The organism is Slackia heliotrinireducens DSM 20476, assembly GCF_000023885.1.
GTDB classification, from domain to species: Bacteria; Actinomycetota; Coriobacteriia; order Coriobacteriales; family Eggerthellaceae; genus Slackia; species Slackia heliotrinireducens.
Genome location: NC_013165.1, coordinates 2,377,244 through 2,395,318, shown reverse-complemented (window position 1 = coordinate 2,395,318; position 18,075 = coordinate 2,377,244). Strand labels below are relative to the sequence as shown.

Genomic DNA, 18,075 nt, shown 5'->3' with positions numbered 1-18,075 from the left:
CTTCGCGCGTTCGGCCCCCAATGGGGCTATAATCATCCCGATGCAGACGAAAGGGGAATGTATGAAGACATCCGACCTTACGTATCCGAGCCACGACGGCAAAACCACCGTGCATGCCGTTGTCTGGGAGCCCGACACCGACGAGAAGCCCTTGCGCGGCGTCATCCAGATCGCCCACGGCATGGAGGAATACATCGAAAGGTACACCGAGTTCGCAGGTTTTCTTGTCGAACACGGTTTCGCCGTCTGCGGAAACGACCATGTGGGTCATGGCAAAAGCGTGGCGACGCCGGAATCGCTGAGTCACATCTCCTGTAACCCGAACGGAACCGACACGCTGATCGAAGACGTCCATGGCCTGCGCGGCCTTATGCAGGAGCGCTTTGCAGGCGTGCCGTACGTCCTGTTCGGCCACTCGATGGGGGCCTTCATGACCCAGGCGTACCTGACGCGTCATGCCGACGGGTTGGCAGCCGCCATCATCTGCGGCGTCGGTTTCACGCCGCCTGTCGTGTCGAAGGGCGGCACCGCACTGGTCAACCTCCTTATCAAGCTGCATGGCGAGACGGCTAAAAGCGAGCTGGTCGACGGCATGGTCACGGGCGCATACTCCAAGGCCGTCAAGAACGCGCGCACGCCGTTGGACTGGCTTTCCTATAGCGAAGCGAACGTGGACAAATATATTGAGGATCCGCTGTGCGGCGTCATGTTCACGCTGGGCGGATACAAAGCTCTGCTTGGGTTGACGAGCATCGCCGCCGACCCGAAGGCTGCGGCCAACATACCGAAGACCTTGCCCGTTCTCTTTATCGCGGGCGCGGAGGACCCGGTGGGTGACAACGGCGAAGGCGTCATGAAGGCCGTCGAGCTGTATCAGAAATCCGGCATCCACGTGGTTGACGTGTCGCTGTATCGCAGCATGCGCCACGAGATTCTGAACGAAGACGACCACCAGCGCGTTTTCGACGATGTCCTCACCTGGCTGACCAGGCGCGGCTTGTAACGACGGTGTTGAGAGAAACGAGGAATCCCATGCCTAAAAAGTACGTCATGTCCCTCGACCAGGGCACCACGTCGTCCCGCGCGATCCTCTTCGACAAACAGGGTGTCATCTGCGGCGTCGCTCAGCATCCCTTCACGCAGATCTACCCGCAGCCGGGCTGGGTCGAGCACGACCCGATGGAAATCGCATCCACGCAACTGGGTGTCATGGCCGAAGCCCTGATCGCCGCCGGCGCCACGCCCGACGAGATAGACTCCATCGGCATCACCAACCAGCGCGAGACCACCGTCGTGTGGGACCGCACCACGGGGGAGCCCGTCGCCAACGCCATCGTATGGCAGTGCCGCCGCACGGCCGGCATCATCGACGAGCTGTGCTCCGATCCGCAGGTCGCAGCCGACATCACGGCGAAAACCGGCCTCGTGCCCGATGCGTACTTCTCGGCAAGCAAGATCAAATGGATCCTGGACAGCGTGCCTGGTGCCCGTCAGCGTGCCGAAGCGGGCGAGCTGGCGTTCGGGACCGTGGACACGTGGCTCATCTGGCAGCTGACCGACGGCAAGGTGCATGCGACCGACCGCACCAACGCCAGCCGCACCATGCTGTTCGACATCCATAAGGGCGATTGGGACGACGATCTGCTGAAACTGTTCGGCGTGCCCCGTGCCATGCTGCCCGAGGTGCTGCCGTCGTCGGCGGATTTCGGGGTCACATCCCGCGCGGGCCTGCCCGAAGGCATCCCCATCCGCGGCGTGGCCGGTGACCAACAGGCGGCCCTGTTCGGCCAGTGCTGCTTCGAGCCGGGCCAGACCAAGAACACCTACGGCACCGGGTGCTTCCTCCTGATGAACACGGGAACCGAGGCCGTTGCTTCTAAAAACGGCCTGGTCACCACCATTGCGGCAAGCGCTCCAGGGGCCGAGGGCATCGAATACGCCCTTGAGGGAAGCGTGTTCGTGGCGGGCGCCCTCATCCAGTGGCTCCGCGACGAGCTGGGCATCATCTCCGATGCGGCCGAAACGGAAGGCCTGGCCAACAGCGTGGAGAACTGCGCCGGCGTCTATGTGGTGCCGGCATTCACCGGGTTGGGCGCCCCCTATTGGGATGCGCAGGCCCGCGGTGCAATCCTGGGGTTGACCCGTGGCGCCGGTCGCGCCCACATCGCCCGCGCGGCGTTGGAGGCTTTGGCCTATCAGGCGGCGGACGTGGTCCGCACCATGGAGGCCGACTCGGGCATCCCCATCAAGCATCTCAACGTGGACGGCGGCGCGTGCCGCAACAACTTCCTCATGCAGTTCCAGGCCGACATCCTGGACGCGCAGATCAACCGTCCGCAGGTCATCGAGAGCACGGCGTTCGGTGCGGCATTGCTGGCGGGCCTGAACACGGGGTTCTGGAAAGACCTCGGCGCGGTCCGTTCGCTGCGCGAGACGGACGACCGGTTCGTTTCCCATATGGATGAGGAGAGTCGCAAAGCCCATCTTGACGGATGGCACGATGCGGTCGCCCGTGTTTCAACGAAGTTAAATAAGACGCTTTGATAGAAGCCGATGGAATTGACTGCGTTTCGTATTGTTGTGTCGTAAAATGGCAGCCGCCGTTATCGGGTGAACGCCGCAAGCGCAGGAGGTAAAGCGCATGAAACTGTCCATTGCAAGCGACCATGCAGGTTTCGAGCAGAAGGAACTGCTCCGTGCATATCTTGAATCCGCAGGACACGAGGTCATAGACCGGGGTCCGAATTCCGATGACCGTGTCGATTACCCCGATTACGCCGTTCCCGTGGCCAACGACGTGGCAGATGGTACGGTTGAGCGCGGGGTGCTTGTGTGCGGCACCGGTATCGGCATGGCGCTCGCAGCTGACAAGGTTGCAGGCGTCCGCGCCGCAAATATCATCACGCCGCAGTTCGCAGCCCTGTGCCGCGAGCACAACGATGCCAACGTCATCACCCTTTCGGGTCGTTTCGTCGACGTGGACACCAACAAGGAAATTCTTGATGTGTTCCTCACGACGGAATTCGGCGGTGGTCGCCACGCCGGGCGTGTTGAGAAAATCATGGCACTTGACGCACGATAAGCTTCGTGCACGACGTATATAGGGAAAGGAACCGCGCATGACTCTTCAGTATCTCAGTCAATCAGACCCCGAAATAGCCGGTGCACTTCAGGCGGAACTGGACCGTCAGCGCAACACCATCGAGCTGATTGCGTCTGAGAACTTCACCAGCACGTCGGTTTTGGAGGCCATGGGCAGCGTCATGACCAACAAGTATGCTGAAGGATATCCAGGCAAGCGCTACTACGGCGGTTGTGAAAAGGTCGACATTGCTGAGGATTTGGCCCGCGAACGCGCCAAGCAGCTGTTCGGAGCCAATTTCGCCAACGTGCAGCCCCACTGCGGAGCCAACGCCAATCTGGCGGCCTACTTCGCACTGGTCAACCCTGGCGACACCGTGCTGGGCATGAGCCTCGACAACGGCGGGCACCTGACCCACGGTTCACCGGCGAACTTCTCCGGCAAGCTGTACGACGTCCATGGCTACGGACTGGACGAAGACGAGCGCATCGATTACGACGCGCTGGAGCGTATGGCCGACGAGCTGCATCCCAAGATGATCATCGGCGGCGCCTCCGCCTACCCGCGCGTGATCGATTTCGAGCGCATGGCCGACATCGCGCATTCCCACGGCGCCTACTTCATGGTGGATATGGCCCATATCGCAGGTCTTGTAGCCACGGGCGCCCATCCGAACCCCGTGCCCTATGCCGACATCGTCACCTCCACCACCCATAAAACCCTGCGCGGCCCCCGCGGCGGCCTCATCCTGTGCAACGACGAAGAGATTGCCGCCAAAGTCGATAAGGCCGTGTTCCCCGGCAGCCAGGGCGGCCCGCTCATGCATGTGATCGCCGGCAAGGCCGTCGCCTTCAAGGAGGCTTTGCAGCCCGAGTTCGCCGTGTACATCGACAACGTGGTGAAGAACTGCGCCGCATTGGCGGACGGCCTGACCGAAGGCGGGTTGCGCCTTGTTTCCGGCGGTACCGACAACCATCTGTGCCTGGTGGACCTGACGCCCGCCGACGTCACGGGCAAGGATGCCGAGCATCTGCTCGAATCCGTGGGCATGACCGTGAACAAGAACTCGATTCCCAACGAGCCCCGCTCGCCGTTCGTGACCAGCGGCATCCGCGTCGGCACCGCAGCGGCCACCACCCGCGGCTTCACGGCCGAGGATTTCCACCTGGTAGGCAACCTTATCGCGAAAACCCTGTTCGCCAAGGGTGACGCCGCCGTGCTGGCTTCGGTTGCCGAGCAGACCAAGGCCTTGCTCGAGAAGCACCCGCTCTATCCCGGCTACGAGCTCATCTAGGTTCGAATCGCACCTGTCTGGAGGCCGGCTGCATGCCGGCCTCTTTCAATTGAAGAAACTTCCGACCAACGCCCCAATGCCGCGCGCGCAACACGCCGTCCTTCGGACGTATGCGTCGTCTGTTTCCGACCTGTTAACTTGTATATGCCGTTTCAACTGGGGTAATAGTGTATATCTATTTTCCAGAACCAGGCGGCTGCAACGGCGGGCTGGTTCCAGGTATATTATCTCCCATGATACACGCGCCAGAATTCTCTAGCTGCCAGCATCGGCTTCGATAGGAGGTCACTCCGCATGTTTGACAGGAACGCCGGCGATTTACGCGTGCAGAAGACGCTTGACAATATCCACTCGACGTTCGAAGAGCTGATGGTGGAAATGCCTTTCGAGTCGATTACCGTCACCGCGTTATGCGCAAGGGCCCGCATCAATAAAAAGACGTTCTACCGGTACTATCCCACCCTGAACGATCTTCTCGACGAATACGAGGATCGCTACGCCCGGGAGTACATCGAGCTTACATCCGGCATGAGGTATCCCGAAGACCTCGAGCAGGTGACCGGGGATTTCCTCAGGTTCTCCGCAGCGCAGGGCCCCATGTACGACGCCATCCTCTGCAACGAGAAGCACGGGCGCATATTCGCGAAGATCGCAAAAGGCATGGAGTCGGAACGCTATGCGAACTCCGTGCCGCCGGAGGGGTGGACTGCAGAAGAATGGCACCTGTACATGGTGGGCGTAACCGCAGTCCAATGGCAGACATACCGCAAATGGGTTAAGGACGGCAAAGTCGTTCCTCTTGAGCGGTTGGTGGAAATCGCCTGCACCATCCTGGTTAAAGGCGGCCTGCTCAAGTAGGGAAATGTCCCACATTTTTAAAAAGCGTCCCATAAGGGAAACAAATAAGTATTTGATTTCTTAATCAGCGATTCCTGTCAATCGGAATCATATGCTCCTGCTTTGCCGCAAACACTGGAATAAGCGACTGAACTGGGATCATCGACCATTTATCACAAATGGCAATCCGTATAGTATTTCCTAATAGAAGCAGTCGACCGCTTTTTTCATCTATTGGATGCGATAGAAAGTTAGGAGACTGGCATGGACAACCGAACTGGGTTGAACCCAAGACGGGTGCTTATCCTGGCAGGTGCGGTCATAGCGTTTACCATCGGTTCAGGCTTTGCGACGGGACAGGAGATCATCCAGTACTACACGTCGTATGGCTTGGAGCTCTTCGCCACGGTCGTCGTTTTCGCTGTGCTTTTCCTGTACTACAACTTCAATTTTGCCCATGCAGGCGCCACCGAACGATTCGAAAAGGCGAACGACGTCTACAAATACTACTGCGGCAAGCACCTGGGAACGGTCCTGGATTATTACTCCACCGCCTTCGTGTACATGTCCTTCTGGGTGATGATCGGTGGGGCATCCTCCACATTGGAGCAGCAATACGGCCTTCCGCATGTCGTCGGCGGCATCGTCTTGGCGGTCTTGGCCATAATCACCGTTGCAGCGGGCCTGCGCAAGCTGGTTGACGCAATCGGAATCGTCGGTCCCATCATCGTGGTCATGTGCATCGCCATTGCCGTTCTGTCGTTGATTAGCAACTGGGAGAACCTTTCGGCCGGCTTGGCGGCATTGGCAAGCGCCCCCGAGGGGCTCATCGGAGCTACGGCGACCGACAACATCAAGTATGCGGCAGACCCCAACGGATTTATTCCTGGGTGGCTCATGTCTGGCCTTTCGTATGCGGGTTTCGTCCTGCTGTGGTTCGCCGCATTCACGTCGGCGCTTGGCATGAACAACCGCTTGAAGGATCTTAATGCCGGCATCGTCGGCGGAACGGTTGCCATCTGCGTCGCCATCGTGCTTGTTGCTTTGGCCCAGATCTGCTGCATCAACGTCGAGTCCCTTTCGAACCCCGGCGTGTACGTGTGGAATGCGGACATCCCCAACCTCGTTCTGACCGAGCACATCCTGCCTGCTCTGAGCTCCGTGTTCGCAATCGTCGTTTTCGCGGGCATCTACAGCACGGCCGTGCCGCTGCTGTACAACCCTGTGTCCCGTTTCGCCGAAGAAGGCACCGTGCGCTTCAAGGTTCTGACGGCTGTCCTGGGTATCGTCGGTCTGCTTATCGGCCTGTTCTTGCCCTTCCGCGTTCTGGTCAACGTCATCTACGTGCTTAACGGCTACGTAGGCGCCGCGCTGCTCATCTTCATGGTGGCCAAAAACATTCGCGACTTGATCGCCAAGAGGAAGAACCGCGAATCCGACCTGCCTGCCGAGGCGCCCGCGCCTGAACTTGAAGACGGTGGGAACGAATAGAGCCGCGACGGCATATGCCTGAAAGGAGGTGATGCCATGCTTGTCGTGTCCAACAATCCCCTGATGAAAGGGGGAGAGAACGTCGAGTTCGTGGAAGGATCGTTTCGGGATGTGCTTGTGAACGTGCGTGACAAAGTGTTCTTAGGGTATGACCTGGTGTCGCACCCGCTGTTCGCAAGCAGCCGTATGATGTTCTCTCCGTTCCGGACGGTGATCCTGGGAAAACGGCATCATTCGTCCGACCTGGAACAGTGCCAGGTTGCCGAGAACGCGATCATCCTGTTCGAAAAGGCGACCGAGCACCGTAATGGACAGCCCGAACATGACATGGGCTATGCGGCCATGGACTTACGGCTCCATGAATCGGCGCTGCAGGAGATTTCGATTCTGGTAGATGCACATGCAATTTAGGAGGTGCTTACATTGAGACTTGAACAGAACCTGATTTACATCAAAGACGTGGTTTTGGGTGATGAGAACAAAGTGGAAGACGGCGTTCTCACCGTTGATGCGGAGGGGCTTCGCAACGTCGTATTGGAAGACGATAAGGTCAAAGACGTCAAAATCGATCTGGCCAAGCCTGGCGAGTGCGCACGCATCGTTCCTGTCAAGGACGTCATCGAGCCCCGTTACCGCGTCGACCGCGCAAACGGATTTCCAGGCGTAACCACGAAGTACGAAGAAGCCGGCAACGGCACCGTGAACGTTCTGAAAGGTGCCGCCGTGGTCACCATCGGAGACATGGTCGGCTTCCAAGAGGGCGTCATCGACATGTGGGGCGAAGGTGCGCTTTGGACCCCGTTCTCCAAGACGTTGAACATCGTCGTGGACATCACTCCCGTGGACGGTCTCGACCCGCATCAGCACGAGGTGGTCGTCCGCCTGGCTGGCCTTCGTGCCTCGACGTTTGTCGGCCTGGCCGCCAAAGACGCCGCCATCGACGAAACGGTGGTCTACGAGATGGGCCCCATGGACAAGGAGACCGAGAAATACCCGAACCTTCCTAAGGTCGCCTATGTGGAGATGACCATCTCCCAGGGCCTGCTGCACGACACGTTCCTGTACGGCGTCGACCTGAAGCAGATCATCCCCACCTGGTTCCATCCCAACGAGGAGTTGGACAATGCGGTCATCAGCGGAAACTGCGTGGCGGCATGCGACAAGATCACCACCTACCAGCACCAGAACAATGCGCTCATTCTTGACCTGTACGAGCAGCACGGCAAGACCATCAACTTCGTCGGCGCCTTCTTCGCGCCGGAGCTCACTACGCTGGACGGCAAGTTCCGCACATGCGACTACACCGCGAAGCTCTGCGAGCAGATGGGCGTTGAAGGCGTCATCGTTTCCGAGGAAGGCTACGGCAACCCCGACTCCGACCTGGTCATGATCTGCTCCCGTCTCGAGAAGCGCGGAATCAAGACCGCTCTTGTCACCGACGAGTGCTCGGGTTGGGACGGTACGAGCCAGCCTTTGACCGACACCGCGCCCGAAGCCGTCGCCGTCGTTTCGTCCGGCAACGTGAGCAAGGTCATCGACCTCGGGCCCGCCGAACGCGTCATCGGCAACCTGAAATCGGCGCAGACCCTGGCCGGCGGCTGGGACGGCTGCGTCGCGGATGACGGCTCGATAAAGGTCGAACTGAACGCGGTGATCGGCGCCACTTCGGAAATCGGCTACCACAACGCATCTGTCAAGTTGTACTAACGAAAGGAGGACACGATGGCTAAACGAGCGATTTTCTATCTGAACCAGTTCTTCGGCGGCATCGGCGGCGAGGACATGGCCGACCATGCGCCCGAGTTCCGGACCGAACTCGTTGGTCCCGCCCAGGGCATCGCCTCGGCGGCCGGCGACGACATCGAGGCTGTTGGCACCATCATCTGCGGCGACAACTTCTTCGGGCAGCGCGAGGACGAGGCTGTCGAATTCATCAAGAACGTCCTGACCCAGCAGAAGCCCGACATCTTCATAGCCGGTCCCGCTTTCAACGCCGGGCGTTACGGATTCGCCTGCGCAGGCGCCTGCAAGGCTGCCGACGAACTCGGCATCACGTGCGTGAGCGGCATGTACGCCGAAAACCCCGGCCTTGAACACTGCCAGTCCTTCGCTTGGGTGGCGGAAACGGCGAACGCCGCAGCGCAGATGCGCAAGGCGATTCCTGCTATGGCGAACCTTGTGAAGAAGCTGTCCCTTGGTGAAGAGGTTACGCCTGAAGACGACCATTACTTCCCGCAGGGTCGACGCGAGTGCATCCTTGTTGATGAGATCGGTTCCAAACGCGCCGTCAACATGCTGCTTGCGCGACTGAACGACGAGCCGTTCACCACCGAGCTTCCGATGCCTTCGTTCGACGTGGTCGAGCCGGCGCCGGCCATTCTCGATCTGTCCAAGGCTACCATCGCATTGGCAACGTCCGGCGGCATTGTGCCTCTGGGCAACCCCGATCACCTTCAGTCCGCGTCCGCGCAGCAGTGGAACAAGTACGATATCTCCAGCGAGGACGACCTGAAGAGCGACTTCTTCACGGTGCACGGCGGCTTCGACCCCGTGTACTGCAACGAAGACGCCGATCGCGTCGCTCCACTCGACGCCTTGCGCGAGCTGGAACGCGAAGGAAAGATCGGCAAGGTGTACGACTACATGTACACCACCACCGGCACCGGTACGGCCGTCGCGAACGCGCGCGCATTCGGTAAGGAAATCGGTGCGGAGTTGAAAGATGCCGGTGTAGACGGCGTTATTCTGACCTCCACTTGAGGCACCTGCACTCGTTGCGGTGCAACGATGGTTAAAGAAATCGAACGTTACGGCATTCCCATCATCCACATGGCTACGATCACCACGATTTCGGAATCGGTCGGCGCGAACCGAATCCTGCCTACCGTGGCGATTCCGTATCCTGCTGGCAATCCGGAGCTGCCGCCTGAGGAAGAGAAGTCGTTGCGCGTCTCTATGGTCGAGCGTGCGGTTGACGGCTTGGCAACCCAAGTCGACGGCCCGACCCACTTCGAATAAGAGGCCGTTTAGAGGAGCGCGGTATGCCAGGTCGCGCTCCGCAGGCCATTTCCCGCAGGCGCGCCGAGGTGGCGATGCCTGCGGGACCTCGCTTTGCTACGCCGTATGAAGAGGAGCGTCGTCATGAAACCTATACGCACAAGCTTGGCACCTGCGGCAATCGGGCCGTATTCCCAGGCCGTTTCGGCAAACGGCGTTGTTTATGTGTCCGGCCAGATTCCCATCGATCCGGAAACGGGGGATTTGCTTGCCGGAACCATCGCCGAACAGACGGCCCGCATAGCCGCTAGCATTAAAGCCATCCTCAACGAAGCCGGAACCGGCTTCGAACACGTGGTGAAAACCACGTGTTATCTGACCGATATGGCCCATTTCGGCGAGTTCAACACCGAATACGCGCGTCATTTCGTAAGCAATCCTGCACGTGAGTGCGTGCAGGTAAGCGCGCTTCCGAAGGGCGCCGAAATCGAGATTTCGGTTATCGCCGTGCTTCCGTAAGGCGCGTCGCATTTCGGGTTTTGGCCCCGTACCTCGAAATGAACTGCTGCTCCTTTTCTCACGGCCCTGGGAAAAGAGGCGGTTCATTTCAGGGTGCGGGGCCTTTCGTCGTTTTCGCCCATGTGCAAGAATCGCGGTGAATCCATCCGATGCTGCGAAATGGGGTATGATGGACGCCGTGCAATGCAGCGGAAAGGATTGACCATGGCAGAAACCAGGCATATCGAACGGCCCAGCTGGGACGAGTACTTCATGCATCTGGCATTCGAGGTCTCCAAGCGGTCGACCTGCCTGCGCCGCGCCGTTGGCGCCGTCATCGTCAAGGACCGCCGCATCTTGGCCACGGGCTACAACGGTGTTCCGTCCGGGCTGCGCCATTGCGACGAGACCGGGTGCCTTCGCCAGCAGCTCAACGTACCGTCGGGCCAGCGCCATGAAATCTGCCGCGGTTTGCACGCCGAGCAAAACGCCATCATCCAGGCGGCCAGGTACGGCATCGACATCGCAGGTTCATCTATATATATAACGACTCAGCCGTGCGTGGTATGCACCAAGATGCTCATCAATGCGGGCATCACGGAAGTGGTGTATGCGGAAGGGTACCCCGACGAGCTTGCCATGGAGATGCTGAGCGAAACAGGCATCATGGTGCGCAGGGTCGAGATGTCTTCATAAAACTTGCCGCATATACAAGTTTTTCGCCATTTGTGTCTGTGTGATGCTTGACAGGTTGAATATTTGCTAGCATATACCAATGCGACTTGTGCGGTCGTGCTGTGGGTATCTTTTGGAGGAGAGTGAACGGCGTTATATGGCCATCGTGCTTGGTGCGTTGACGGGAGCCCTCGGTTTTCTGCCTTTGCTGCTTTCGCTTCGCTTGGCGCGTCGATCCACCTCAACCGAAGCTCTTACCATAGGAATGTACGGTTTGGCGGGCGTCTGCGTCTCGTTCATCATTCTTGTGGTGGCTTTGGTAGCGTGCGGAATAACCGCGAAGGCGAGCGTTTTGCCGTTTGCCGTCTCGGAAACCGTCGTATTCCTTTCAGCAACCATCGTGTTCGTCGTGTATAAGAATCTGCTTGCGAAGCGTCGCGCGCCCCGTGAGTAGTGTGTAGGTAACGGGTAAGAAGGAGAGTGAGAATGGGCGAGGCTCTTGCTGCGTTTGTCGAAGAAGCGCAACACATCTTCGAACATTTCGAGCCGACCACGGTGTTCAGTATCGGGCCGTGGAACGTCACGCAATACGTCGTGTGGCTGTTTATCGGCTTCTTTGTCACGCTTGCTGTGGTGTTGGTTGCGGCCAAGAATTCCAAACTGGTGCCCGACAACAAGTTCGTGAACATCGTCGAGTTCGGTTATGACTTCGTGAGTAAGAACATCGGTGAGGACGTCATCGGCAGCGGCTTCAAGCAGCACGTGCCGTTCCTCGCAACGCTGTTCTTCTTCATCCTGGTCTGCAACGTGCTGGGTCTGGTTCCCGGCTTCAAGACCTCCACGGGCACCATCTCGTGCACGTGGGCCCTTTCGGTCATCTCGTTCGTGTACTTCCTGTACTGGGGCATGAAAGAGAACGGTCTGCTGAAGTACTGGGTCACCCTGTGCCCCCACGGAGTGCCGAAACCCATGGCTCCCATCATCTGGTTCCTGGAGCTGTTCTCCACCATGATTCGCGTGCTCACGCTGGCCGTCCGACTTTACGGCAACATGCTCGCCGGCCATATGATCCTCGGCGTGTTCGGCATCGCCACCAGCACCTTCGTGCTGTATGCCGTGATGTCCGCCACCAGCGCCGTGGCAGCTGTGGCGACGGGCGCAACCTCCGTCGTGTGGTTCCTGCTGCTGGTCATCATGTACGCCCTGGAATGCCTGGTCGCGTTCCTGCAAGCGTTCGTGTTCGCCATCCTGTCGTCGTCCTACATCTCCGGTGCGGTTCATCCTCACTAGGAAACGGACAGGCCGTGCTCGTAAGGCCTTAAACAACGGGCATTCGAATTTGGTGTTGTGCCGCTATCGGCTCACATAAATAGGAAAATGGCCCCTTAGAAGGCAGAGGGGCCCGTCAAAGGAGGATACAGTGGAAACTATCATCACCCTTGCCGCACTGAAGGTCGTCGGCTACGGTCTTGCCGCGATCGGCCCTGGCATCGGCATCGGCATCGCCACCCACGGCCTGTGCACCGCCGCCGCCCGCCAGCCTGAAATGAAGGGTCAGCTCATGGGCTACTTCTTCATCGGTGCTGCTATGTCCGAGGCTCTGGCACTGCTGGGCCTGGTTCTGTTCTTCATCGGCTAACAGACAGTATCCGAACACTGAACGTTAACCACGAGAAAGAACAGGAGGCTAGCGAGTTGAACACGTACACGAACAAGGTTCAGGGGCTCATCGGCACCGCTGCTGTTTCCGCGGCTACGGTTGTCGCCACCTGCCCGGTGTATGCATTCGCTGCTGAGGAGGGTGGCATCGGCGCCATTCTTCCCAAGATGAATGAATTCATCCCGATGCTCGTCGCCTTCATCATCCTGTGGATCATCCTTGCGAAATTCGGTTGGCCCATCTTCGACGGCATGCTTGAGAAGCGTGAGTCCACCATCCGCAACGACCTCAAGAACGCCGAGGAAGCTCGCATGGAAAGCGAGCGCATCCTTGCTGAGTACAAGCAGCAGCTTGCCGAAGCAAAGGCCGAGGCTTCTCAGATCGTCGCGAATGCGAAGAAGGCCGGCGAAGACGTCAAGGCCGACATTACGGCTAAGGCACAGGTTGAAGCCGACGGCATGATTGAAAAGGCCCGCGCCGCCATCGAGGCGGAGAAGAAGGCTGCCATTGCGGATCTCCAGGGTTCCGTGGCGGACATCTCCGTCGAGGTCGCGTCCAAGGTCATCGGCACCGACCTTTCGGATGACGAGCACCGCGCTATCATCAAGCGCTATGTCGAAGAGGTAGGTAGCTTCAATGCCAACTAATCGACTGCTCGTACAAGGAAGGGTCGCGACCTACGCGAACACCCTTTTTGAAGCCGCAAACGAGGATGGCCAGGACCGCGTCCTGGAGGTTCGTGATCAGCTGGAACAGATCGTTTCGCTGTTTCACGGCAATGCGGACCTTCGCGATGCGCTGGATGCTCCCAACTACACGGCGGAGCAGCGCGGCAGCATGGCGGAAGCCGTTTTCGCCGGGGTCGATCCTCTGCTCATCAGTGTGCTCAAGGTCATGGCCGAGCGCGAAGAGGTCAAACTGCTTCCTCGTGTCTGGCATATGTTCTCCGACCTTGTCGAAGAGAAGCTCAACGTCGCCGTCGTCGGCGTCACCACCGTGGTTGACTTGGACGACGAGCTGCGCGCCTTCATCTCCGACAAGCTGAAGAACGATCTTGGCAGGAACATTGTGCTGCGCGAGCATATCGATCCGTCCATCCTGGGCGGCATCATCATCACTACCCAAGGAAAACGCATCGACGCGAGCGTCGCTTCCAAACTGGCGAACGCCCGCACCGTGCTTACGGAATCAAACGATGGAGGTGAATGCTAGTGACTGAAATCACCGCTAAGTCTATCGATGAGGCATTGCGCAAGCAGCTTGAATCGCTCGAAACGAGCGTCGATGCGCGTGAGGTCGGTACGGTCGTCCAGGTAGGCGACGGTATTGCCCGCGTCGATGGATTGAAGGGCGCCATGGCTGGCGAGCTTTTGGAATTCCTCGGTGCTGATGGCAAGGTCGTCTACGGCCTCGCCCAGAACCTGGAGGAAGACGAAGTCGGCGCCGTGCTCATGGGCGATGTCACCGCAATTCGAGAAAACGACCAGGTTCGCACCACCGGCAAGATCATGGAGGTTCCCTCCGGCAAGGGAATGCTCGGCCGCGTCGTGAACCCCCTTGGCATGCCGATCGACGGCAAGGGCCCCATCACGCCCGAAGGCTACCGCCCCGTCGAGTTCAAGGCTCCCGGCGTCATTAGCCGTAAGCCTGTGCATGAGCCCATGGACACCGGCGTGCTCGCTGTCGACTCGATGGTTCCGATTGGCCGCGGCCAGCGTGAGCTCATCATCGGCGACCGCCAGACCGGCAAGACCGCTATTGCGATCGACGCCATCATTAACCAGCGTGGCAAGGACATGATCTGCATCTACGTCGCCGTGGGCCAGAAGGCCTCCACGGTCGCCGGCGTGATGGAGACCCTGGAGAAGTACGGCGCGATGGAATACACCATCATCGTGTCCGCTACCGCTTCCGACTCCGCACCTCTGCAGTACATCGCCCCTATGGCCGGCGCTGCAATGGGCGAGTACTTCGTCTACACGGGCGAGAACGGCGAGCCCGCCGGCCCCGAGAACGAAGGCCGTCACGTGCTGATCATCTATGATGACCTGTCCAAGCAGGCTGTCGCTTACCGTCAGATGTCTCTGACCCTGCGTCGCCCGCCGGGACGCGAGGCTTATCCTGGCGACATCTTCTACCTGCACAGCCGCCTTCTGGAGCGCGCGGTCAAGATGTCCGACGAGTACGGTCGCGGTTCCATGACGGCTCTGCCGATCATCGAGACCCAGGCCGGCGACGTCTCCGCCTACATTCCGACCAACGTCATTTCCATTACGGACGGTCAGATCTTCCTGTCCACGGACCTGTACTTCCAGGGTCAGCGTCCCGCCATCAACGTCGGCCTTTCCGTGTCCCGCGTCGGCGGCTCCGCTCAGACCAAGGCTGTCAAGTCGGTTTCCGGCACCCTGCGTCTGGACCTCGCCTCTTACCGCGAACTCCAGGCATTCACGCAGTTCGGCTCCGACCTTGACAAGTCCACGCAGGACCAGCTGAACCGCGGCGCCCGCATGACCGAGCTTCTGAAACAGGGCCGTTACATGCCGCTGCAGTTCGAAGAAGAGGCTTGCGCCATCTACGCCGGCACCAAGGGCTATCTCGATGACGTGGCCGTCAAGGACGTCGTCCGCTTCCGCGGCGAGTTCCTGGACTACCTGCGTGCCAGCAAGGCTGACCTGTTGGAGAAGATCCACACCGACAAGAAGTTCACGCCTGAGAGCGAAGAAGCTTTGAAGGAGGCCCTCGAGGCTTTCAAGAAGCAGTTCGCAGCATCGTAGGAAGGCAGAAGACATGCCTAACCTGCACGATATTGACAAGCGCATAAAGTCGGTTTCCTCGACGAAGCAGATTACGCGCACCATGGAAATGGTCGCAGGCGCGAAGGTGAAGCATGCGAATGATCGCATCGCTGCATCCGAGCCCTACTCCAACTCCATGTCCGAGATGCTTTCGGGCGTCGCGGAGCGCGTCCAGCCGGGTGAGAACCCGCTGCTGTCGAAGCATGAGAGCACCAAGCGCGTCCTGATGGTGGCCGTGGTTTCCGACCGCGGTCTGGCAGGCGGCTTCAACTCGAACATTCTGCACTGCGTCGAGAAGGCGATTCGCGCGAACAGCGCGCAGGGTATTGAGACGGATGTCGTCGCTTGCGGCAAAAAGGCTGGCGGTTTCTTCCGCTTCCGCAAGATAACCCCAGTTCTTGAGTACAAGGACCTTTCTGCCGACCCTACGCTTGAAGAGGCGAACGAAATCGCCGAGTACGCCATCAAGGCGTACACTGAGGGCAGCATCGACGAAGTGGTGCTGGTCTACAACCATTGCAAGAACGCTGCTGAGCAGACCCTTGTGACGGAGACCATCCTGCCCGTCGATACTACTGCCGCCAAAGAGGCGCGCGCCAAGGCCGCCAAGGCCGATGTCGCCGCTACCGAGTCCGACGTTCCTGCGGGCATCGAGTTCGAACCTGAACCCGCTGACGTGTTGGCGAGCCTACTGCCCGCCTACCTGCGTGCTTCGATCTACCATGCGTTGATCGACTCTGCAGCAGGGGAACAGGCCGCTCGCCGTACTGCAATGCATTCGGCGACCGAGAACGCGACCGAAATGGTGGAAACGCTGTCCAGGTTGTATAACCGTATACGTCAAGGTGCCATCACCACTGAGATTTCTGAAATCGTTGGTGGCGCAGCAGCTTTGGAGGAATAAATGGCTGACGTGAAAATGCTCACTAAAGAGGAGCTCGAAGCCAGCAAGGGTGGCAAAGGACGCGTTGTGCGTATCGTCGGCCCTGTCGTTGACGTCGAGTTTCCCTCCGATCAGCTGCCGGCGATCTACAACGCGCTGACAGTTGACACTGTGACTCCTGCCGGCGAAATGCACATTGTTCTGGAAGTCGAAACCATGCTTCCGGGCAACCTGGTGCGTTCCGTCGCCATGAGCTCTACTGACGGCCTCGTGCGTGGCGTCGAGGTCCAAGACACGGGTCATCCCATCATGATGCCCGTAGGCCCGCAGACCCTGGGCCGCATCTGGAACGTCATCGGCGAGCCCGTCGATGAGAAGCCGATGCCCGAGGTCGCTGGCTACATGCCCATCCATCGTCCCGCTCCCGAGTACGATACCCTGTCCACGAAGACCGAGATCTTCGAGACCGGCATCAAGGCCATCGACCTTATCGAGCCGTTCATCCGCGGCGGTAAGACCGGCCTGTTCGGCGGCGCAGGCGTTGGCAAGACCGTTATCATCCAGGAACTCATCAACAACCTGGCCCAGGAGCACGGCGGCACGTCCGTGTTCACCGGCGTAGGTGAGCGTACCCGTGAGGGTACCGACCTGTACCTGGAGATGAGCGAGTCCGGCGTTATCAACAAGACCTGCCTAGTCTATGGTCAGATGAACGAGCCTCCCGGAGCGCGTCTGCGCGTCGGTCTGGCTGGCCTGACGGAGGCCGAGTACTTCCGTGACCAGGGTCAGGACGTTCTGTTGTTCGTCGACAACATCTTCCGTTTCACCCAGGCCGGTTCCGAGGTGTCCGCACTGCTCGGCCGTATGCCTTCCGCAGTAGGTTACCAGCCCACGCTCGCTACCGAGATGGGCGACCTGCAGGAGCGCATTACGTCCACCAGCGCCGGTTCCATTACCTCGGTGCAGGCGGTCTACGTCCCCGCTGACGACTTGACCGACCCTGCTCCTGCAACGACCTTTACCCACCTCGACGCTAAGACGGTTCTTTCCCGTTCCATCGCCGAGCTCGGTATTTACCCTGCAGTCGACCCGCTGGAGTCCACCTCCCGCGCTCTTGAGCCCGCAATCGTCGGCGAAGAGCACTACCGCGTGGCCACCGGCATCCAGGAGCTGCTGCAGAACTACAAGGACCTGCAGGACATCATCGCCATTCTGGGCATGGACGAACTCTCTGAAGAGCAGAAGCTGACCGTTGCCCGTGCCCGTAAGGCGCAGCAGTTCTTCGGCCAGTGCTTCCACGTTGCAGAGCAGTTCACCGGCCTGCCTGGCAAGTACGTCAAGATGGAAGACACCGTCCGCTCCTTCGCCGCCATTCTCGACGGCGAGTGCGACGAGATCCCCGAGCAGTGCTTCCGCCTGAAGGGTTCCATCGAAGACGTCTACGCTGAGTACGAATCGATGAAGAAGGACGAGGCCTAAACATGCCGAAGCTTGCCTGCGATATCACGACCCCTCAAGCACAGTTCTTCTCTGAGGAAGTGTACTCTGTTGTGGTCCCCGGTACGGAAGGCGAAATGGGCTTCCTGTACGGCCATGTGCCGCTGGTCTCCGCGCTGACGAACGGCGTGGTGCGTGTCAAGAAGGATGAAGGCGGCCCCGATACCGAGTTTGCCATCGAAGGCGGATATGTTCAGGTAACGGGCACGAAGGTCATCATCCTTGCCGACAAGGCAGAAGCGAAGTAACCTTCTCGCATCCTTGCTTTGAAAAGGGCGGTTCCCTTACGGGGCCGCCCTTTTTCATATTTGAGGCGGGAAAATTAAAGGCCCAAAACGATGTGTGCGTTCCGGGCCTTGGCTTGTT

Annotated in this window: 20 protein-coding genes; all 20 read left to right on the top strand. The window is 59.3% G+C overall.

Going from position 1 to position 18,075, the window contains the following annotated elements:
- Window positions 1-61 precede the first annotated feature (61 nt).
- The 20 genes from SHEL_RS10585 to atpC all read left to right on the top strand — a co-directional run bounded on the left by SHEL_RS10585 (window position 62) and on the right by atpC (window position 17,957).
- Window positions 62-1,003 (top strand): alpha/beta fold hydrolase, encoded by a 942-nt coding sequence (locus tag SHEL_RS10585; protein ID WP_012799268.1) that lies wholly within the window; start codon window positions 62-64, stop codon window positions 1,001-1,003.
- 29 nt (window positions 1,004-1,032) lie between these two features.
- On the top strand, window positions 1,033-2,544 hold the full coding sequence (gene glpK, locus SHEL_RS10580) for a glycerol kinase GlpK (RefSeq protein WP_012799267.1): 1,512 nt from the start codon (window positions 1,033-1,035) through the stop codon (window positions 2,542-2,544).
- Window positions 2,545-2,641: 97 nt separating this feature from the next.
- Window positions 2,642-3,082 carry a ribose 5-phosphate isomerase B gene (gene rpiB, locus SHEL_RS10575; protein WP_012799266.1) on the top strand — a complete coding sequence of 147 codons (441 nt, stop codon included), beginning with the start codon at window positions 2,642-2,644 and terminating at the stop codon, window positions 3,080-3,082.
- Between the two features lie 37 nt (window positions 3,083-3,119).
- The gene (gene glyA, locus SHEL_RS10570) at window positions 3,120-4,376 is read left to right on the top strand and encodes a serine hydroxymethyltransferase (protein WP_012799265.1); all 1,257 of its coding nucleotides are present in this window, start codon (window positions 3,120-3,122) and stop codon (window positions 4,374-4,376) included.
- Between the two features lie 294 nt (window positions 4,377-4,670).
- A complete protein-coding gene (locus tag SHEL_RS10565) occupies window positions 4,671-5,234 on the top strand; it encodes a TetR/AcrR family transcriptional regulator (protein ID WP_012799264.1) in 564 nt (187 codons plus the stop codon).
- 243 nt (window positions 5,235-5,477) lie between these two features.
- Window positions 5,478-6,704 (top strand): YkvI family membrane protein, encoded by a 1,227-nt coding sequence (locus SHEL_RS10560; protein ID WP_012799263.1) that lies wholly within the window; start codon window positions 5,478-5,480, stop codon window positions 6,702-6,704.
- Window positions 6,705-6,740: 36 nt separating this feature from the next.
- Window positions 6,741-7,115 (top strand): GrdX family protein, encoded by a 375-nt coding sequence (locus SHEL_RS10555; protein WP_012799262.1) that lies wholly within the window; start codon window positions 6,741-6,743, stop codon window positions 7,113-7,115.
- Window positions 7,116-7,127: 12 nt separating this feature from the next.
- A complete protein-coding gene (locus SHEL_RS10550; protein WP_012799261.1) occupies window positions 7,128-8,411 on the top strand; it encodes a glycine/sarcosine/betaine reductase component B subunit in 1,284 nt (427 codons plus the stop codon).
- Window positions 8,412-8,426: 15 nt separating this feature from the next.
- Complete coding sequence (locus SHEL_RS10545) at window positions 8,427-9,722, top strand: glycine/betaine/sarcosine/D-proline family reductase selenoprotein B (protein ID WP_012799260.1); 1,296 nt, start codon at window positions 8,427-8,429, stop codon at window positions 9,720-9,722.
- A 123-nt stretch (window positions 9,723-9,845) separates the two neighbouring features.
- A complete protein-coding gene (locus SHEL_RS10535; protein WP_012799259.1) occupies window positions 9,846-10,220 on the top strand; it encodes a RidA family protein in 375 nt (124 codons plus the stop codon).
- A gap of 204 nt (window positions 10,221-10,424) precedes the next feature.
- Complete coding sequence (locus SHEL_RS10530) at window positions 10,425-10,895, top strand: deoxycytidylate deaminase (RefSeq protein ID WP_012799258.1); 471 nt, start codon at window positions 10,425-10,427, stop codon at window positions 10,893-10,895.
- 136 nt (window positions 10,896-11,031) lie between these two features.
- Window positions 11,032-11,328 (top strand): hypothetical protein, encoded by a 297-nt coding sequence (locus SHEL_RS10525; protein WP_012799257.1) that lies wholly within the window; start codon window positions 11,032-11,034, stop codon window positions 11,326-11,328.
- A gap of 32 nt (window positions 11,329-11,360) precedes the next feature.
- A complete protein-coding gene (atpB, locus tag SHEL_RS10520; protein WP_012799256.1) occupies window positions 11,361-12,164 on the top strand; it encodes a F0F1 ATP synthase subunit A in 804 nt (267 codons plus the stop codon).
- A gap of 130 nt (window positions 12,165-12,294) precedes the next feature.
- Window positions 12,295-12,513, top strand: coding sequence for an ATP synthase F0 subunit C (gene atpE / locus SHEL_RS10515; RefSeq protein WP_012799255.1), 219 nt, complete (start codon window positions 12,295-12,297; stop codon window positions 12,511-12,513).
- A gap of 56 nt (window positions 12,514-12,569) precedes the next feature.
- Window positions 12,570-13,181, top strand: coding sequence for a F0F1 ATP synthase subunit B (atpF, locus tag SHEL_RS10510; protein ID WP_012799254.1), 612 nt, complete (start codon window positions 12,570-12,572; stop codon window positions 13,179-13,181).
- Complete coding sequence (atpH, locus tag SHEL_RS10505) at window positions 13,171-13,746, top strand: ATP synthase F1 subunit delta (RefSeq protein ID WP_012799253.1); 576 nt, start codon at window positions 13,171-13,173, stop codon at window positions 13,744-13,746. Before atpF ends, atpH begins: the two co-directional genes overlap by 11 nt.
- On the top strand, window positions 13,740-15,308 hold the full coding sequence (gene atpA / locus SHEL_RS10500; protein WP_174259106.1) for a F0F1 ATP synthase subunit alpha: 1,569 nt from the start codon (window positions 13,740-13,742) through the stop codon (window positions 15,306-15,308). The genes atpH and atpA overlap by 7 nt, the downstream gene beginning before the upstream one ends.
- Window positions 15,309-15,321: 13 nt before the next feature.
- Complete coding sequence (gene atpG / locus SHEL_RS10495; RefSeq protein ID WP_012799251.1) at window positions 15,322-16,233, top strand: ATP synthase F1 subunit gamma; 912 nt, start codon at window positions 15,322-15,324, stop codon at window positions 16,231-16,233.
- Window positions 16,234-17,691, top strand: coding sequence for a F0F1 ATP synthase subunit beta (gene atpD / locus SHEL_RS10490; protein ID WP_012799250.1), 1,458 nt, complete (start codon window positions 16,234-16,236; stop codon window positions 17,689-17,691).
- A gap of 2 nt (window positions 17,692-17,693) precedes the next feature.
- On the top strand, window positions 17,694-17,957 hold the full coding sequence (gene atpC, locus SHEL_RS10485; protein WP_012799249.1) for an ATP synthase F1 subunit epsilon: 264 nt from the start codon (window positions 17,694-17,696) through the stop codon (window positions 17,955-17,957).
- The last annotated feature ends 118 nt before the right edge of the window (window positions 17,958-18,075 follow it).

What these genes read in the sequence shown, in the direction of transcription:
- SHEL_RS10585 (WP_012799268.1), top strand. Translation starts at nt 62, where the DNA reads ATGAAGACATCCGACCTTACGTATCCGAGCCACGACGGCAAAACCACC.
- SHEL_RS10535 (WP_012799259.1), top strand. Translation starts at nt 9,846, where the DNA reads ATGAAACCTATACGCACAAGCTTGGCACCTGCGGCAATCGGGCCGTAT.
- atpH (WP_012799253.1), top strand. Translation starts at nt 13,171, where the DNA reads ATGCCAACTAATCGACTGCTCGTACAAGGAAGGGTCGCGACCTACGCG.
- glpK (WP_012799267.1), top strand. Translation starts at nt 1,033, where the DNA reads ATGCCTAAAAAGTACGTCATGTCCCTCGACCAGGGCACCACGTCGTCC.
- SHEL_RS10555 (WP_012799262.1), top strand. Translation starts at nt 6,741, where the DNA reads ATGCTTGTCGTGTCCAACAATCCCCTGATGAAAGGGGGAGAGAACGTC.
- SHEL_RS10560 (WP_012799263.1), top strand. Translation starts at nt 5,478, where the DNA reads ATGGACAACCGAACTGGGTTGAACCCAAGACGGGTGCTTATCCTGGCA.
- rpiB (WP_012799266.1), top strand. Translation starts at nt 2,642, where the DNA reads ATGAAACTGTCCATTGCAAGCGACCATGCAGGTTTCGAGCAGAAGGAA.
- atpD (WP_012799250.1), top strand. Translation starts at nt 16,234, where the DNA reads ATGGCTGACGTGAAAATGCTCACTAAAGAGGAGCTCGAAGCCAGCAAG.
- atpB (WP_012799256.1), top strand. Translation starts at nt 11,361, where the DNA reads ATGGGCGAGGCTCTTGCTGCGTTTGTCGAAGAAGCGCAACACATCTTC.
- SHEL_RS10525 (WP_012799257.1), top strand. Translation starts at nt 11,032, where the DNA reads ATGGCCATCGTGCTTGGTGCGTTGACGGGAGCCCTCGGTTTTCTGCCT.
- atpA (WP_174259106.1), top strand. Translation starts at nt 13,740, where the DNA reads ATGCTAGTGACTGAAATCACCGCTAAGTCTATCGATGAGGCATTGCGC.
- glyA (WP_012799265.1), top strand. Translation starts at nt 3,120, where the DNA reads ATGACTCTTCAGTATCTCAGTCAATCAGACCCCGAAATAGCCGGTGCA.
- atpC (WP_012799249.1), top strand. Translation starts at nt 17,694, where the DNA reads ATGCCGAAGCTTGCCTGCGATATCACGACCCCTCAAGCACAGTTCTTC.
- atpG (WP_012799251.1), top strand. Translation starts at nt 15,322, where the DNA reads ATGCCTAACCTGCACGATATTGACAAGCGCATAAAGTCGGTTTCCTCG.
- SHEL_RS10530 (WP_012799258.1), top strand. Translation starts at nt 10,425, where the DNA reads ATGGCAGAAACCAGGCATATCGAACGGCCCAGCTGGGACGAGTACTTC.
- SHEL_RS10565 (WP_012799264.1), top strand. Translation starts at nt 4,671, where the DNA reads ATGTTTGACAGGAACGCCGGCGATTTACGCGTGCAGAAGACGCTTGAC.